This window comes from Pontiella desulfatans, from assembly GCF_900890425.1.
Taxonomy (GTDB): domain Bacteria; phylum Verrucomicrobiota; class Kiritimatiellia; order Kiritimatiellales; family Pontiellaceae; genus Pontiella; species Pontiella desulfatans.
Genome location: NZ_CAAHFG010000001.1, coordinates 2,067,984 through 2,086,415 on the forward strand (window position 1 = coordinate 2,067,984; position 18,432 = coordinate 2,086,415).

An 18,432-nucleotide genomic window follows, 5' to 3' on the forward strand; every position below is an offset into this window, starting at 1 on the left:
TCGCGAATACCAAAAGGTCGACAATGGGCACTCATCCCCATAATTCGCAAAGATTGAGACATAAGTTACAAAAGCAACCTCAGGGCGTCAATCGGGCAAACAACCGAGACTGAACAGCTAATGGCCTTGCAAGCGCTGAGAGCAAACCGCCGAATATCGCTGGTGTTCGCAGGCCTGGCTCGAACACCACGCCGACCGCGCCTTCGTCAACACCCTCGCCAAATTCAAAACCGACCGCATTTCCGTGCGCGATGATTTTTGAGAAAAGGTTCTGGAGAAAAGTTTTGGAGTGCGGTGGCAACGAGGAACGAGGCGACACCGCTTTTGCGAGCGCACCGTACCGTTCAACCGCAAAAGCGGTGTGGCGCTGCGCTTCCCACCGCACTCCTGATTGCCGCCCGCCCGTTTCATCTCCGGCTCGTTTAAAAGCGGTGTCGAGCGACTTCGTCGGCCTCCGGCCCACCGCACCCCAGATTGGCATTTGGAGGCCTGCGTAAACACCCCCGTTAACCCGCGCCGCATAGGAGACCAGATCCATGTAGCCCAGATCGTCCGCTAAGACGAAGATAATGTTCGGTTGCTTCGCACACGCGGCTGATGCCAGCAAAAGCAGAGGCAATTGAGTTTTAATCATACATATCCTTTGTCAGGTGCTTATGCAGGGGTGGTAATTTCATGCCGGTGTCGGTCCAGCAGAACACACAGATAGGATGCAAATCCATGGTTGCAGCTGGCCCGCGTGTCACGGTGCTCCCACAGCGTCCCGGTGGCATCGACCATCGGCAGGAAAAATTCCTTCATTTCCTGCAGCAACTGCGCGACTTCTCCGTGGAGTGACAGCAGTTCCATGCGCAGGTAATAGCCGATAAAGGCATTCGCTGGATGCAGCGGGTTGGTTTCAGAACGATTCGGACCGGCCTCGCTCAGCAGAAAGTTCCAAAGGTTGGAAAATTCATCCGGCGACGCAGTTCCAAAGAAAAAGGCGTAGTACTGGCAGACTTCCGTACTCTCACCAGACAGGATCGGAATGCCGATCAGATCGCGAACTGCATTGTCGACAAAATAGGTTCCGTTAAAAGACTGCTCACGAATGCTTTCATGAAGCGCCGCTGACTGCGCACACCATTGTTCGTTGTCATAGAGCTTTCCGGCAACATCCAGTGCTTTGGCGTAGAGCATGTTGGTTGGATAATTGATGTCCATCAACAGCGTATTGGCTTTCGACCACTCGACAAAGTTCCACGACGGGAGCCGCTCCAGCAGACCGCATTCATTTTCATACGGTTTAAAGAAGGCAAGCAGCGTTTCAATGCGCGGCTGAAGCAGTTCGATCAATTCATTATCGCCGGTGCGTTGGAGATATTCCTCTGCTTCGAGAATAAGCCACAACGACCATTGCGGAATATAGCGCCCGTCGGAGCTGTCCGACGGATAGCACATCGGCAGCATGCCCTTGGGAAGCCGCGCGAAGGAATCGGGCAACGTATAGTTTTCAATAAAGCTGCGTTCCACTCGCGAACTGCCGCATAGCAGCGGCTCAACACGCCCGGTGAAAAAGCTGTCGCACAACCATCCGGCGCGCTCGCGACCGGGGCAGTCCATGTAGATATCCACCGCATTCTGACGGAAGGTTTGCCTCCCTGCCTCAAACAGACGGTTCAAATCAGGGTCAGGGCTTTCCAGCACAATATCAGATGCTTCCGGATTGACATATTCGCGCATCCCCAGTTCGCTGACTTCCGCCTCACCGTCCAGCACGACCACCTTCAGATAGCGGCCGGTATAGGGCTCCAGCGATTCAAGCGCATGATTTCCCGGCTGCAGTTCAAAATACACCAGGCTCAGACAATCATTGCGCGTCAGATCAATATCACCCTCCGTCAACACCTCATCAAACAGCACCATCAAGCGGATCGGCTCCTGACAACTCACCGTACACCGCACAAAACCGGTCAGATTGATTCCCAGGTCCCACAACTCATACCGGTTAACGGAAGCCCCGCTCCCTTGTGAGCACGTGCAGGATTGATGGAGTTGAAGCACATCCACCTCGAACTGGGTCGGGTGAAACGACTCAAGCACGCTGTAATTTGCATCAATCATCCACCCGAACTCGGATCGATCCACCTCACGCTCTACGACTTCAACGGAGCCGGCATCAATTCGTTCGCCTGCCGTAACGACATCATAATCCGGTAGCACCACATGGCGCGGCAGCAACGGTTTATCTACTTGCACGGCCAACGGCATCTCTTCACGAACACCCGGCAGCCGATAGGCTTCCAGAAACGGGCGCTGATATCCATAGCGCTCCACATGCTGAATACGCGAAGACAAAACCGCACCCGAAAAGCCGGAGCCCCCCGTAGCAGCAACGACGTCTCCTCCAACCCGAAGTTCCGCCTGACAGAATGAAGGCTGGTTCGGATAGGCATAGCTGTTGCAGTTATAACCCGCCACCTCGATGGATAAATCATTTTCACCTACCTGAACACGATCGCTTAGATCCAGTTCATCCACGCGGTAAAAGCCATGCGGCCCGCGCGCCGGACCATGATGCACAAACTGCCCGTTCAGCATAACGCGATAAATCGTCGATCCGGTCACGTGCAGCTCAACGAGCTGATTTTCCAAACATTGGAAGTCCGCGAAGAATTCGACGTGGATATTTTTGGTGGTCTCCATGCCCTCGGGCCAGACCGGTTGTGCCTGTTTAAAAAAGGTATTCATTGTTTTATTTCCGCTTACTTTTCCTGATGTATTAAATGTCTACTCTGCATCGTTACCTTAAACAATTCGCATCAATATAACCGCAAGTTACAATAGCCAACTCCTGGCGTCTATCAGTCAAACATCCGTTATTCAACCGACTTCAATCAGAGGTTCTCAGTTTATACAGTTTCAGCATGCTCGGTTCGACGGTTGTTTCCGGTTTGCGATCGCGGTTTTTCCCCAAGGTTTCCCATTTCAGCACATAGCGCACTTCCGGATTACCCGAATCGCCGATATCCGACATTCGCTGCACGCCCAACCCCGGAAAATCGCTTTCAAGCTGGCTCAGTTCCTTCGGAAGCTCCGGTTGCACTTCGATGGCTTCATTCGACGGCTTCAACGTCTCTTCGTCGATAAGCAATCGACCGGTTCCGAAATCACGGTGGCGGTAGGTCATCGTCAGGGTTCCCGGAGCAGCTTCGGACAGTCCGCTGATTTTGATGCCGATGAAGCCCATTGAGCCGTGGCCACCAAACACGACCGGTTTGTCCCAATCGGTGAGCTGATGGACTTTCCACGTTCCATTTTCGGGTCGCGCGGCATAAACCTGCATATTCCCGTTCTCATCCGATTTGTGATAGCTGATGACCGGTCGGTTATTCGAATCGAAAAACAAAAATTTGGCGCTGTTGATGATGCCGCCATGGCTCGGGATGGGATCGACACACAACTCGGTCTGACTGATTTTTATCGGGAGCGTCACCGGGTCGCCAAAAGCCGATTCCCAATGAGTCAGGTTTTTGCTGCGTGCATAGGATATATCATGATTCGTTGCGCAGTCCGGCGTATCGCGCCAGACCCAAACGCTATGAAACCAGCCGTCCGGGCCACGCACGGGTCCGAATGGATAGGCGTTTATCTTGCCCTCGCCGTCAAAGAGCGGCGTTTCCAGAAAACGCGACCATGACTGCGTTTTGGGGTCGTAAATATTATACGGGTTGATGCCGTTACCCGATCCGCCATGACGGTAGGTGAAGATTAAATCGTCATTCAGGTTTTTAAGGAATTTTGGATAGGTGGTGCGCGTTTCCAGCTCTCCGGTCATCGGAGCTTCTTTTAGCGTTGTAATATCTCCTGCCGTTTCCGTGCGGAAGTAGACAAGCGGGTTGGCGTGCATGTTGCCCGACACATGCAACTGCCCCGCGCGATCGATTGCCATGGTGATGTAATTGTGCGAATCCCAGCCGACCTTGGACGGCAGCACCTGGAACTGCCACTCATTCGAGTCGAGCATGCGCGAAGCAACCGTCATCTGATGATCCGCATCGTAGTACGCAACATACTGACGATCGCCTTCGGTCAGCAGGCAAAATCGCACCGGAAAACCGGCGGTCACGGGCGCGACATCAAGCACCTGTTCAACCTGCCATTTCGATATATCCCCCGCCATCGCGGATTGCATAATAACCAGGGCAATACCAAAAAATATCCCTCTCTTAATGTTCCAACATTTCATCGTAAAGTCGCTCCAATCTGCATTTCGTCGCCCTGCCTAAATTTCATTCCGGCCGTTCCCCTCGACAGGGATCATTGATTTCAGCATCTCATTTCTGGGCATCCTTCGTTTTCTTCGCAAAAAAAGAGATTAGTCTTATTGTTGGTATACTTGGACCACGGGGCATTGACGGTGGGCAGGCTGTTTTTCAGCTCGGCCTTGATGGTTGCATATTCCGGATTCGCCGCAAGATTTTTCCATTCGTTAGGATCGAGCGGATCAAGCGTGATCAGCCCGGTGTAACTCGATTCGCGATCGTAGAGCGCCGATCCGGCGTAGGCCACTTCGCGGTCGTGCCACTGTTTTCCATCCCACGAAGCGATGCGATAGCGATGATCTTCATTTGTTTTATGAACCGAATAGCCGATATGCGGAAAACCATTTTTATCCGTCACCATCGAGCTGGTCCACGCGCCGTCCGGGACGCTGGTGTCTGGAGCGCCCTTGACTCTTTGCTTCGTCTCTCCAGTGCCTTTATAGACAAGCTCCGCCTCGCTCGGACGCAACGGGCCGTCTTTCTTCAGATCTTTGATTAGCGTTCCGTCCGCCTTCCAGAATTTGCCGTTGCGGAATTCCGCATAATAAAGGCTGTTACCAACCACGCGCGGATGACCATCGGTAAAGCTGATATAGACGGTATCGGTTTCATTCCCCGCATACCGGCAATACGGGCGATGCGTTCCATTCAGCTCGCTGGCAATAAAATGAGTCTCTTCACCCCATGTCTTTCCGCCATCGGTCGAGGTGACAAACGTCGGGTTGAATTCAATGCCACGGAAAAAGTTGTAAAGCTTTCCCTCGTTCTTCATCTCATAGAGGTTGGCATAGGTCGCCCGCGCCTGGGTGTCATAGGTCATTTCCTCGCCCCACTTCAGCGGATTGTTCGGCTCCGAAAGGCGGGAGTAAAACACAGGTTCCTGATGGTGCTTAGCATACACCGAAAGAATGCGGTTGTCGGGACGCACATAAAATACGGGCGAGTTATGGTCATCGCGTTTAAAATTATCCTGCAGCAACGCCGTGCCGAGCGGCTTGTTTGCGTCGAGGTTATAAACGCCAACATGGGCTGCGCCCGATCCATTCCCCTGTACCGCGCCAATGATCAGCTTGCCATCGTTCACGATAACGCGAGGATCTTCGAACCAGCAGTAACCGCTCTCCTCCATAAAGACGTTAAAGTTATGCGGATCACCCGCACGGTTATATTCTGCTGCATCGCCTTCTGCTGCCCAGGCTCCAAATGCCGTAAACAGCAACATACATTCTATAACCCATTTCTTCATTGCTTTCATTCGATGCCTTTGCCGCTGGGGTTAGGCTTCAGTGGATTTTCTTTAAGCCAGGCTTCCATTTCTTCATTGGTTTTAAACCGAATGGGATCAGGAAAATCGGCCGCCTCTTTTTCGTACAGTTCTTTCATATATTTGAACTTTTCGGGATGTTTCTTAGACAATCCTTCGTCCTCAGCGATGTTATTCTGAATATCATAAAGCTCGTTTACTTTATTACGCTTATCGAAGGTATGCTTAAAGTCACCTGCTCGGATTGCATAGGCATCCCGGTCTGTCCTTCGAAACAATAAGTGCGAATGCGGTTGACCTGATTTTTCACCGGTTAAATAGGGCATCAGATTGACGCCATCAATAATCCGATCCTGTGGAACCTGTGCGCCGGCCAAATTCACCGTAGTCGTGAATATATCCATCGAGGATACAATGGTTTTTTCATCAACCGTATTACCCGGTAAGACGCCCGGCCAGCTCATAACGTATGGCACTCGAACGCCGCCATCAAAAATCGAGCCTTTTCCACTTCTCAAGGGCTTGTTTATAGCCCCTAAATCAATGGGTCTATTAGGGTGCTCAGGGCCACCACAAAGGGATCCCCCATTATCAGCCAGAAAAAAGATGAGCGTATTTTCACGTAAATTATGTTCCTCAAGCGTCTGAACAATATGACCAACGGCATCGTCCATGCCCAAAATCATCGCCGTGTAAATCAGTCGCAGAATTTCTTTGTCTGTCTCAAGCGTAATTTTTTCGAACGAATACTTATTTTGGTAATCGGGTCGTTTCTTTAAGCGCTCGAAGACCTCTTTCCACTGGGGTCTTGCCTCTACCACTCGTAGTAAATAGGATTCCCATGTCTCAAAGGGGGAATGCGGGGCCTTGAAGCCTGCATAAAGAAAGAAGGGCTTATCTTTATTTTGAGCAATAAAATCTGCCGAAAGATTTCCAATGGCAGGGTCGAAATAAGGTTCTTCGGGAATGGGACTGTTTTTATAGGCAGAGGCTATCCATTCAGGACTGCTGAAATACGATGCAGCAGCAGCCCACTCTTCGTCAAAGCCTCGTCCCTTGGGGCTCAGGTCGAGCTTGCCTTGGCGTTTCCCTATATGCCATTTACCAAACATGGCGGTGACATAATCGTTCGGCAGCGCCCTCGGAACAAGTATTTCACGCTCCGGCGGACCGGAATTGCCCGGCAGATTACCATTATCTTCCTGTCCCCACCGTGCCGAATTTCGACCCGTTAAAAGTGAGCCTCGGGATGGACCGCACGTCGCCACCGGTACATACCCATTTTTAAAGATAATGCCCGACTGAGCCAGCTTATCAATATTTGGAGTGTAGACATCTGCGGAGGCCTCATAATTCTGAAACCCGACATCGGCATAGCCAAGATCATCCGCTAAAAGCACAATCACATTTGGCTTCGCAGCGTGGGTGTGAGAACAAGCTGCAAATGTGCAAAGCAGAAAAATACAAAACTTAATTTTATTCATGGTGTTCATCCTTTCATTTTCAATTTTAATTTCATCCATGCTCAGAATTCCTGACCGTCAGCTCCTGCAGCACTAATCAACGGTGCGGCGTTCGGGCCAGATTTCCAATGCATCGTCAATAATTCGCATCGAATACTCGTAACCATGTCTGGTTTGTCCGCCCCGCTTAACCCCTGCTTCAGCTTCCTGCTGAAACCGGGTCCAGTCAGCTTGGGTGAGGTTTTTATCCGTGTGGGAGTACTGCAATGCGTTAACCGCCATTAAGTAGCTATACCCATTCCGCACCTCCGGATTGATCTCTTTCATGATCGCCTTATACGCTGCAGCCGAATCGCCGCACCACGCAAGGGCCTGTGCCGCCATAATCCGGTTTGCCGCAAAGGCGTCGTTCTTAATCATCGCCTCTAAGGATTTTTCGGCCTCCGCACTTTTGATGCGATTTAAGAAAAGGGCATAGGCTCCCCAATAACGAACAGCCGGCACGTTGTCTTTCGTATAGTTTAGATATAGGGTCTGATCGTTGGTGCGCCGGCTGCTCGCAGACTTGGCCGCCTTCAGAACTTTTTCAATCGGATAGTCTTTGCTTTGGCCATATTCATAGAGCGTTGCGTACTTTTTTCCATCTCCCGTTAAGTCGAAGAGCATCGATTCAGGAACCAGCCCGAGGTCGCGGGTGCGAATCATCCAGGCATCCAAATCGGCATCGAGGGCGGCGAGTTTCTCTTTCAATGCTGGGTCATTAGCGATGCTGTGAACCTGATCCGGGTCCGCCGTCATATCAAAGAGTTCAACTGTGGCTTTCGGTTTATAGAACTGAGAATGAATGGGCCCCGCCGCTTCGGGGTTGCCCTCATACCACGCTTCCCAGGCTCGCCAGTTCTGCTGCGTCTGGAGTCCAAAACGGAAGTCGCGCCCTCGAGGTTTATGCGGATAAAAATTCCGGATCAAATAATGTTCTCCATCCGTAACCGCTCGGGAAACATCGAAGCGTTCTGTCTGCCGGTCGCGGTAGCAATGCATCGTTTTCGGCGCGGGCACTTTGTCCGGCCCAAGGAAAATACGACCCTGCATGATTTCCGGCACCTCGATGCCGCAGATATTCAGCAGCGTTTTGGGCAGATCGACAAACTCGACAAACTCATCATTTTCAGAACCCGGCAGCCCCGGCGCAAGATGTTTCCACTTTTCCGGAATGCGGACTATCAGCGGGACCTGTGTACCTCCGTTATAAATATAATGCTTCGAACGCGAAAGCATGCCGCCGTGGTCCGAATTAAAAATGATAATCGTATCGTCAAACAGCCCTGCATCGATCACTTCCTGGATCAGCTTGCCCTGGGAACTGTCCATCGCCGTCATCAGGTCGTGCAACCGCGCCCAATCATCCCGAATGTCCGGCAGGTCCGGATGATAGGCCGGCAAACGAATGTCTGCGGGGTTAATCCGTGATTCGGCCGGAATCCGTCCTTGCTTGACTAGATTGTCAATTTGATTCATCCGACTCTCGTGGGTAATTTGCTCATTGAACACGGCAAAGAAGGGTTTCCCTTTTGGCCTTTGTTTCCAATGAGCTTTATCGCTGCATTGATCCCATAGAAGTTTTTTCATGGGCCCGGTGTCATAGCTCGAATTATAATCGGTCTTCTTATTATTCGTGCAGTAGTAGCCCGCCTCTCTGAAAAGAGCCGGATAGGCCGGAATAGCCGCAGGCAGGGTTGTTGCACCCCGAATTCCCTGCGTGCCCAGCGTTGTGGAATACATTCCGGTAAGCAGGGAAGAACGCGCGGGACTGCACACCGTGGTCGCAGCATATGCCCGCGTAAAGAGAACCCCGTGTTCGGCAAGTTTATCCAGGTTTGGTGTTTGTGCCTGTTCAAAACCGTAACACCCGAGGTATGGGCTGATATCTTCACAGGTAAGCCAAAGAATATTCGGACGTTCCTGGCCTGAAACCGGATTCGGCACATCGCGCTCTTCCCAGGCGGTCTGCGTTTTTTTGACGTTGATCGTCGGCTCTATTTTCTGACCGGTAGGTGCACCAACAGCAAGCCCTTCATACCACGTACGCTCACTTGCGCCTTCGCCCTGTGCATCATCAACATAAACTGAGATCGTTCCCTTCGCATCGGCTTTCGCATCACCAATCAAACCCAGATATTCGCTCAGTGCCGGACTTTTATTGGCCCCCAGCTCGGTGATGCGTCCCTCCGGTTCCGTCGGCGTGAATTGCATAAACCCATACGCATCGAACCCAGCGCGAACCCGCCAGGAAAATTTCGGATTCGAAATATAGCAAACATAGACCCCGTAAGTTTGGCCCGGCTTGAGTCCCGAGACTGTCGTCTTAAGAACCGGTGCATCGCAGGAAATCCGTTCGTAGAGGTTTTTGTTTTGGTGTTGGTTAAAGCCTTTTCCCGGACGATTGCGCCATAACCCAACCGGTTTAGCTTCGTCTGAAGCGAACGTTTCCTTTTTATCCGTCGACCGAACCGTATTCGATTCGTCGGCATCCACAAAAAGAATTGATCCTTCTGCGGGCGTTTCAGCGGAAGCGCAATGCTGCGCAAATCCAATCCCAGCAAACAGCACCATCCATTGTATCATCCACTTCTTCATATATTGTTTCTCTCTATTTAAATTCAATCCAGGTGTTATTGGCGAACCCCACAAAACAGGTGCCGCCTGTCACACCATTCGTTACAGCATGGACATCAGTCTATGGCTTCCAATCTAATCAAAAAGACCGCATCCTTAGCCGGAATTTGAATTTGAGCACCTGAAGGAAGGCCGGTATTGACCGTATCATCCTGGTTTGGATGCGCCTCCAGATGCTGCAGGCTCATTCCCGGCAGCAGGGCTGCCGCATCGAACGTAAATGGATCGAGCGACGGATTAGCAATCACCACCCCGTTTTCAAAGACCCGGTAACAGATATCAGGAAGGGCATGGGCGGTCACCGAATGCAGCGTGAGCCGCTCCGACGATTCAATCTCGGCACTCAACTGAGCGGTATTGAGGTCTTTGAAATAAAACCCGCCTTCGAACGGTTTGGTACCGGCCCAGCTCATGACGACCTTGTTACTCACCGGTTCCATCAGTTCAAACAACCGGTTTCGGGTTGCGGGATAGCCCGCTATCGGATCCGCGGATAACGTGATAAAGATCGTGAGATCCTCACCCTGCAGATGACCGGGGACATCGAGCGTGAATGTGATGTCGCCACTGCTTTCCGTCAATTCCAGTCCTGTCGGCCCGTCCACCTTCGTTGCTGATGTGGTGATCAGCGATGAAACAGCCAGCCCCTGAAACAGATTGGGCTGTTGCTGGGCGAGGTGCTGCACCGGGCCGAGCGGACGCCCCAGCCAGTTCCACTGATTCAGTTCGCCAGCCCGGAATTCATCCCATTCATGGATATTAAATCCGTCACGAGGCTCACCGGCGGAACTAATGGCCGTATCGGTGAGAACCGCAGCGGCGTAGCCCAGCCGATGCGTGTTCGGCAGGAAAACCTCCGGGTCGTACTTGATAAAGTTGAATGCGGGGGGATAGCAATTTTCCAACCAGAACGTATGCCGGTTCATTCCCTCGCTCCACTCATCGATCTCATCGTCGCCGAAATTGGGAAACCGCTCGCTTTCAATCCCGTTCAAAATGTTAAATCCGCGCTGCTTACTGCTGCTATGGCCATCGGCCATAATCAGCTTACCGGGACCCATAATTTCACGCAGCCGGGCCAGAAACTGGATGACCCCCACGCCGTACGTATTGATGCCATCCACATCGACCGTATCTTTAACACCGTCCCCGTCAAAATCCTTCTTGCGTCCATCACCGCCAGTCGCCCCTCGATCATCGACCAGGACATCGAATTCGATCCCGTCGATGAGTTCGAGCTGCCCGCCCGGCAGAAAGCGGTTGCCGAGATCTTCTGCCAGCACTTCCCAAAGCAGCTTGCCGTTGCTGTCGGGCGGAGGTTTCAGCGTGTGGTTGTATGCCCAGAGAATCTGGCCATCACTCCACGGGCCTTCGTAGTCGTGGGCCGCCAGATAGGCCTGGTTGGAAGGAAAAGCCAGCGGTGTGGAGCCAAAGGCTCCGCGCTCAACGGTGATGGTGGAGTTGCCGGCGTCGATCGACAGTAGAATGGTCTCCTCATGGACAGTCCAGTCGGGTAACCCCTCCGCATCAAGCGCGCAAATGGTAATATTGTCTGTGCCCTCATTGTCCCGGCCAATATTCGTTAGAAAGCATGTGGTGTCTTCGACTTCGATCACCGAAACCGTTTCCGCACTGCTGATGGCATCCAGCGAGTTGCAACCGACATAGTGAACGAACAACTGCGGCGCAAATGCTTCGCGGTCAAAGCGGGGATCGCGTGCGTTGCCATTAAAGTGCAGCAAGGCCAGTTGGTTTGTATAGTCCTGCTTGAACTGCACATAATGCGGAAGCGAATTGGTCGTTCGTCCATAGATTTCTTCGTCGAGCATTTTGCCGAGCATCCCGTCGAGATAACCGTATCTCGTGGCCCACGTATCGTAATCTACACTGCCCACCTTCCCCTCGGTGTAGCGAAAATACATCCCGAGCGGGTAGCCCTGGGTAAAAATGTCCAGATTGGCAAGCGGGGCCGGAATCGCAGCAACCGCATCGGCGGTAATGCGGGCATATCGCTGGTCGTGCTGATCGGCCGGAACGCGGTATACGACCGCATCCAATCCGGCTTCGAAGCCGTCGTCAACCGTTTCAACATACTGAGCCCCCGCCTGTAGCCAAGATGCCTCGAGCAATGTCCCCGAAACCTCCAGCCGATAGTCGATCCCGCTGTTCACGCCGGGACGGTACGGATGCTTGAAATACAACCACGTGGCCCCGCCGGCCTCCGCCGCCCAGGACTCGACCGGGTAACCGGAGTTTGCGGCATTGGTTGGATTACCGCCCTGGGCAAACTCTTTAAGATTAGAGGCCCCGTCCCCGTCGTCGTCGGCGTACGGCCCACCGCTCAATGGAAAAGAAAAGGCCCATTCCTGATAGCCGGAGCCGGCTCCGTCATGGACTCCCGCCACCATCCGGAACTCCTCCATCTTCAGGTTGACCTGGTTGTTTTGGGAGGTCATTTCGAGGTATATGCCAACACCCCGGATATCCATTAAGCTGCGCGAATCGAACGATCCGATGGCGTAGCTGCCATCCGTTGAAACGGGCGCCCAGCGGACAGACGTCGGAGCATTTAACGTATGCGTGCCCGTACCCGGAAACGTGCTTTCGGAAACATACCAGGTGCCGCCATCCTGAACGGCAAAACGGGTGGTACCATTAAAGGCTGAAAATGAAACGGTCATGGAAGATTCCGCGTCAAACACAACCTGTTTGCTGTCCATCCCGTTGAGGAAACCGGCCTGATTCCAGAGCAGCATCCCTTCCATCGAATGCGGCGGGTTGCCCGAATTGATCTGGAGCTGTAGCCGTTCGTTTGCCCGGTCGATTACAAATTTTGGATTATAATTGGTGCTCGTCCCCCACCCGGCCTTCATTCCGCCAAATACCACCGCATTGGTATTGCCGCTTACAGGAAGACTGCCCCCATCGAGCAAAGGAACGGTATCTGAAAAGTTCCACGTGTCGCCAAAATCAGTGTGACTATCGGCGGCCCGGGCCGGTATTACCCCGGCATTTGCATCCAGTGCGAAATCGACGGCGACGGTCGCCGCCTGCGTTGCAACGGACATCCCGGCCAGCACGCCCAACCATAGGATGCTGAAACTCCCCTTTGTCACCTCATATGCCTCAGGACAATTCAGAGAGCGCCCAGTTAACGGACTGCATCGTGATGAGCTGCACACGGCCGGACTGGTCGACGAGGTAATGGGTCGGAACACTGCCCCACCCGGTGTGCGCATAGCTGTCCAGCACGGTGGTGCCGCCCGCGACGGGAATTTCAATTTCCCCGGCATAACGAACCGTTTGATCCCGCCGCAGCGTACACTCATCCAGCAGATCAAACTGCAACGGGGTCTCTTTCAGCTTGCCGGAGGCGATCAGCGGCAGGAGCGAATGACGAGCAATCAGCAGCTTTCCGGTCGGATAACTGCTCTTCGACGATTTTGTTTCAACGCTCATGATCTTACCATTCCAACTTCCCTGCTCCACAAGCCGCGCTTCCGGATGGTCGACGATGGATGATTCAAGGATCCAGCTTTTTGCGGTATGATGTTCACCATTAAATCTCAGGTCGGTTTTGACTGTGTTATTGATGCCGTCCTTTCTTTCCCGCGTTTCCAAGATTTTGCAGGTATTGCCCTTGAACGCGAGCTTGAGCGACCCGGTCTCCGTATTCACGGCGACCCCACCCGCCTGCCCGTATTGCCGAATCATCCGGTAGGTTGCCGAAAAATCGCGGTTCATGGCTCCGCCTGTCAGCGGTCTGAATTCCGGGAGAAAACCCGTGATCGGTTCGATGGCGGAAGGTTCCACAAAACGGTTATCTCCACCCCAGGACGAGGGGCGCGCAAGCAGCGGCAAACCGCCCTGAGCCGCCAGCGCGGTGATGGTTGCTAATTGGATATGCTTTCTGCGGTTCATTTTCATTCCTTTCTGGATGCCATCAATTCCCACCAACCAACAGCCGTGTTCTCTTCACGGAACACACAGAAGCTGAGCAGGAAAATATTGGCAAAATAATGCGTGGCAAAATAATCAGGAATGCATCTGAAAAGATAATTTTGCCATCCATCATTTTGCCTATCCTTTTTATCTGTTTACGGTTCGGGCTACGCTCGTTCCTTCTTAAAATCGCGGTACCAGTCTGCGTAGAGTTTGTAAGACGGCTGCTTATCAGTCACCTTCTTCGGCTCGTACACTTCAATCTTGTCGAGGTAATCCAGCAAATGCTTTTCGTGCTTCGCCTGGACGGTCTTACCTTCCGGGGTTCCAAACAGGTCATTCATTTCCAGCGGATCGGTTTCGAGGTTATAGATGCAAACCTGTTTCCCATCGCCATAAAAAATGGTTTTGTGGATCGCATCGCGAATCCCGACCTTGGCCTGCCCGTTCCAGTTTTCGCCGACAATGTATTCGTGCCAATCGGTCGCTTTTTCCTCAACCAGCGGGCGCAGGCTTTTTCCGATCGTCATCTTTGGAAGCGGCGGCACATCGGCATAATCGCATATGGTAGCCGACAGATCGACCCCGATACTGAGATGTTCGTTATCCTCCTGCCCCTTCCGTTTTCGGTCGGGCGTAACCACAATCGTCGGCACACGCCAGGAGGACTCCACCATCTTGGATTTACTCACCTGACCGTGATAGCCAAGGCCATCGCCGTGGTCAGCCGTAAAGATCACCACCGTATTATCGGCAAAGCGTGAATTCATGAGCATGTCATAAAGGCGTCCGATCTCGGCATCGACCATCTCCACCCAGCGGTAGTAGACATACCTGTAGTAGCGCATGAAGCGCTCCTTATCCGGATCCTTCTTGCTCTTCCTTCCCCTGTACACATAAAAGTTTTCCGGCAGCGGCGGGAGCTCCGACTCCGGCAGCTCCGAGTCGAAGGCAAACTTGCCCTCGCCCCCCTGGGCGCCGGAGGTATAGCAACAGTCGTGCGGATTCATAAAACCGGCATTCAGGAAAAACGGCTTATCGCTCTCATAGTTATCGAGGAAGCCCATGCAGGCGCGCGAAACCGCGGGATCAAAGATGTCCCCCTTGGCTTCGTGCTGACCGTAGATCTGGTTGAAGCTATCGGGTACAGCACGGGAAATATGCCACTTGCCGGCATAGGCCGTTTCATAATCGCCGTGCTTGCGCAGCCACCCACCGAGATCGGGGAGCTCGTTGCGCAGTGGATACTTGCCATTGTTGGCCGTACCGTGTTCGCTCGACATGCGACCCGTATACCAGCTCGTGCGGGCCGGACAACAGACCGGGTTGGCCGAATAGCTCGCCCGGAACGAAACCCCGTCCGCGGCAATCCGATCCATCGCCGGCGTTTTGACATACGGGCTGCCATAGGCCGACATCGCCTCCCAGTGCATCTGGTCGACATGAATAAATAGTATGTTTTTCCGTCTATCAGGCATCATTCATTCTCCAGTCTGTAAAAAAATCATTCATCCACGCTCCTGCTGCATCACCATCTATGGATACTGAAACGGCTCCGCCGGAAGATCCGCAGCATTATATAGATTCAACGCCGGCTCAAAAAAGCCGTTCCACGCATAACGGGCAAATTGCGGCCTGGCGACCGACGCTGCGCTCAGCGTGATCTCGTTCGCCCCTGTAATACGCGCGTCTGCCGCGACAAACTGATTGTCGCTTCCGGCAATTTCAAACCCGGTTACCGCATCAGATCCATTCATGGTTTTCAGCCCATCCAATGCATAGTCAAACGTCAGGATCATTTTAGTGCCCTTGGGCTTGGCGGCTTTAAGCATCGGCCCGCGGGACGGGGTATCCACACCATACACCTCATTGAGCGCCAGATAGGCCAGGCGCTGGCCGACCGGCTTTTTGTCGGTCGGATGAATATCCGTCTTATCGCCTTTATCGAGCGAAAGCGCCAAACCGGTATGAGGAACCGTATCGCGCACCTTGCCCTGGGCCACGCGGAAGGCCGGCCAGTATTTTTCACCCGGCCCCCACGCCGAAAGCTGCACAATGTAAAACGGAAGTTCCGAACATTGGAAATCTTCGCGCATCCGACCGATGTGCGCCGACAGCAACTCAACATACTCATCGGGACGCGCCGCATTGGCTTCGCCCTGATACCACAACACTCCGCGTGCCGTGTAGGGAATGATTTCCTTGGTCATCGACTCATACAGCGCGGCCGGCGTTTTGCTGTAAAACGGATTCCCAACCGGCTGCTTCAGATTCGGCGTTTTTGCGGCCTTTGCTGCATCATAATCAGCCATCTCTTTCTTCAACTCGTCTGCACTCAAACCGCGTTTGCGTTCATTCGCTAACATGGTCTGAACCCATTTTCCGCGACGAGTGCCTTGCAGCGCCTCTTCCGGCATCCAGCTTTCAATCGGCGTCCCACCATACGAACACTGAATCACGCCGACATGTTTTCCGACTTTCGGCTGCAGTTCCTCGGCAAAATGAAAGGCGACGGCGGCGAGCTGATTATGGGCGGGGCCGAACTTGCCCCAACTGAGTTCTTCTTTTGTGCAGGGAGGTATGTGAGGCGCGCCTTCGCGAAGAGGCACTTTGGAAAAATGAACCTTCGAGTGAACCCGCTTCAGCGCCTCACGCCCCTCTTTCGTAACCCGCGCGGGCTGATGCATGTTCGACTGCCCAGTGGCGAGCCAGACCTCGCCCACAACTACGTTGTGGATGGTTGTCAGTTGTTGGTTGCTGGTTGATGAGGCAGCTAGGGTACGCGGGTCGGAAGAGGCATTCATCGGATCAAGTTGAAGCATCCATTTTCCATGGGCATCCGCTTGTGCGGTTTTCTTCTGTTCCGCAAAAGAAACCGTCACCGTTTCGCCGGGATCAGCGGTGCCCCAGATGTTGACCGGTATTTCACACTGAAGCACCGCGCCCTCGTTAAAAATCGGTGCGAACTCCAACTCAACCGCCTGCGCCTGAACACAAAGCCCGAGCAACAGAGAACCAATTATTTTTTTCATAGGTGTTATCTCCATTTGCCTAATCGATGCGCAAATCTTTCACATGATGCGCTGAGACGGGGTTCTTGAGCGGCTCGCCGGCTTCGTTTTTAAACGTATTGTTGAGCAGGGTTACATTTTCCACGTTGCGGATATGGATCGGGGACTCGACCTTGCTGACGAAGGTGTTGCCTTCCAAAACAATGTTTTTCATGAGCGGCATCGGCTCGATGGAGGTCTTGGTTTCGAGTTCGATGATGTTGCCATGAATGTTCGAGAAGTCGTTGTTACGGATCGTTATATCCTGCGAGAAAGGCCCCTCAACGCCGCTGTTGTGTATCTCGATCGCGGAGTACGACAGGTTGCGGAAGGTATTCCCTTCAATCAGGCCATCGTACCCGCGGGCGAGCATGGGGTGGCGACGCTGTTTATCGAAGGTGTTGTTACGGACAATGAAACCGCGGTTCACCACATCGAGGTTGAAAAACTGCGTGGCCTTGCCGACTTCGCTGCGCGTCCGCCCGGTAACGAGATTCTCAATCCCCTCAAGCGGCCGATCGAGCGTGATGATTTCGGGGTGTTCCTCATCCATCTTCACCACGGTGTAAGGCCCCTTAACTTCGGCAGTCGGCCGAAAGTAGACCATAAAGCGATCCCCCTCACGAACGGCACAATTATCGCCATTCCATGTGACCTCTTCGCGCCAGTTGATGAAGCGGAATTTATTCTCTGCCAGCACTTCGGCGGCGACAATGAAATCGCTGGCAATATTAATGCTGTCATCGAGCATGCCCTCGAAATAGCAGTTTTCAATGAGCGGCCCGACGCGGTTATCTTTGCAGTGAAAGCCGTCGCGCCAGTTGGTCACGACGCGATCCTCGAATCCAGGCCGATGACGCACCTGGAAACCATCAAAGGTAATCCGGCCCGTATTAAACTCCACCCGGCTCGTCATGGCGCTGCGCCCGCTGTAGAGAGTCACGTTTTCAATTTTGCAGTCGGCGCTCTGGCTGACCTTCACGTTGGCGGAGGCATCATAGGAGACCGTCAAGCCCAGGCCTTCCAGGCGCTCAACGGAGTTCCAGTAGAGCGGCTGGAAATAAACATCCCCGACTCGGTACTCGGCCAAGTGCTTGTGAAAGATCGGTGTTGCGAAAAGACGTACGGTGCGGTCGCCCGTCTTTTCAAAACGCTCTGTAAACACATGAGGCACCATGCCCGGCCGGATGCGGCGTTCCTGCGGATCGAGCACCGAACCCCACGGCCAGAACGGGCGCACGGTGGCCAGCTCTTCGTCCGTCGGAAAGTCGCAGTAACCCTCCATCAGCTTGATATCAAACCAACCCTCGTCGGGATTGACGGCAATAATTTTTCCCTGCGTATAGGAGAGCGGGTCATTTTCCAGGAGGAGATTTTTCACCGTCACCCCTTCGCAAAGGCGGATACGAATATAGGCCTGCTTCGGATCCACCAGGATCATCGAACCATGGCCATCGACCGATACATCGGTTAATTCATTCAGATCGATCTGATAAACGCTGTCCTCACGCACGCCCAGTTTATAGACCTTGCCCGCTTCAAAGTGCAGCGTCGCCCCCGGCCCGGCATCCTCCAGCGCATCCAGGGCCTTCACCAGCGCGGCAATGTCGTCGGTTTTACCGTCACCTACCGCGCCGTAATCGGCAAGTTTCAAATCCTTCGTTCCGCTGCCGGTCATTGAATGGCAACCGGCCAACAGCGCTGCAGTCATCATTAACATTAAAAGCTTCACA

General features: G+C 53.2%; 11 protein-coding genes. All 11 read right to left on the bottom strand.

All coding sequences use genetic code 11. The annotated features are described in order from the left end of the window. Positions 1-79: 79 nt before the first annotated feature. The 11 genes from E9954_RS07615 to E9954_RS07665 all read right to left on the bottom strand — a co-directional run bounded on the left by E9954_RS07615 (position 80) and on the right by E9954_RS07665 (position 18,431). Positions 80-634: a hypothetical protein gene (locus tag E9954_RS07615; RefSeq protein ID WP_136078606.1), complete on the bottom strand. Its 555-nt coding sequence runs from the start codon at positions 632-634 to the stop codon at positions 80-82. A gap of 20 nt (positions 635-654) precedes the next feature. Next, complete coding sequence (locus E9954_RS07620) at positions 655-2,730, bottom strand: alpha-L-rhamnosidase-related protein (protein WP_136078607.1); 2,076 nt, start codon at positions 2,728-2,730, stop codon at positions 655-657. A gap of 142 nt (positions 2,731-2,872) precedes the next feature. Further along, on the bottom strand, positions 2,873-4,162 hold the full coding sequence (locus tag E9954_RS07625; protein WP_168442063.1) for a BNR repeat-containing protein: 1,290 nt from the start codon (positions 4,160-4,162) through the stop codon (positions 2,873-2,875). Between the two features lie 146 nt (positions 4,163-4,308). Continuing rightward, positions 4,309-5,550 carry a BNR-4 repeat-containing protein gene (locus tag E9954_RS07630; RefSeq protein WP_222847093.1) on the bottom strand — a complete coding sequence of 414 codons (1,242 nt, stop codon included), beginning with the start codon at positions 5,548-5,550 and terminating at the stop codon, positions 4,309-4,311. A gap of 5 nt (positions 5,551-5,555) precedes the next feature. After that, on the bottom strand, positions 5,556-7,091 hold the full coding sequence (locus E9954_RS07635) for a sulfatase-like hydrolase/transferase (RefSeq protein WP_136078610.1): 1,536 nt from the start codon (positions 7,089-7,091) through the stop codon (positions 5,556-5,558). A gap of 33 nt (positions 7,092-7,124) precedes the next feature. After that, positions 7,125-9,668, bottom strand: coding sequence for a sulfatase family protein (locus tag E9954_RS07640; protein ID WP_136078611.1), 2,544 nt, complete (start codon positions 9,666-9,668; stop codon positions 7,125-7,127). A 95-nt stretch (positions 9,669-9,763) separates the two neighbouring features. Continuing rightward, positions 9,764-12,823, bottom strand: coding sequence for a hypothetical protein (locus E9954_RS07645; protein ID WP_136078612.1), 3,060 nt, complete (start codon positions 12,821-12,823; stop codon positions 9,764-9,766). A 10-nt stretch (positions 12,824-12,833) separates the two neighbouring features. Next, a complete protein-coding gene (locus tag E9954_RS07650) occupies positions 12,834-13,628 on the bottom strand; it encodes a hypothetical protein (RefSeq protein ID WP_136078613.1) in 795 nt (264 codons plus the stop codon). A 188-nt stretch (positions 13,629-13,816) separates the two neighbouring features. Further along, complete coding sequence (locus tag E9954_RS07655; protein WP_136078614.1) at positions 13,817-15,130, bottom strand: sulfatase family protein; 1,314 nt, start codon at positions 15,128-15,130, stop codon at positions 13,817-13,819. A 54-nt stretch (positions 15,131-15,184) separates the two neighbouring features. Further along, positions 15,185-16,681, bottom strand: coding sequence for a sialate O-acetylesterase (locus E9954_RS07660; RefSeq protein ID WP_168442064.1), 1,497 nt, complete (start codon positions 16,679-16,681; stop codon positions 15,185-15,187). A 19-nt stretch (positions 16,682-16,700) separates the two neighbouring features. Continuing rightward, positions 16,701-18,431 carry a right-handed parallel beta-helix repeat-containing protein gene (locus E9954_RS07665; RefSeq protein ID WP_168442065.1) on the bottom strand — a complete coding sequence of 577 codons (1,731 nt, stop codon included), beginning with the start codon at positions 18,429-18,431 and terminating at the stop codon, positions 16,701-16,703. Position 18,432 lies beyond the last annotated feature (1 nt).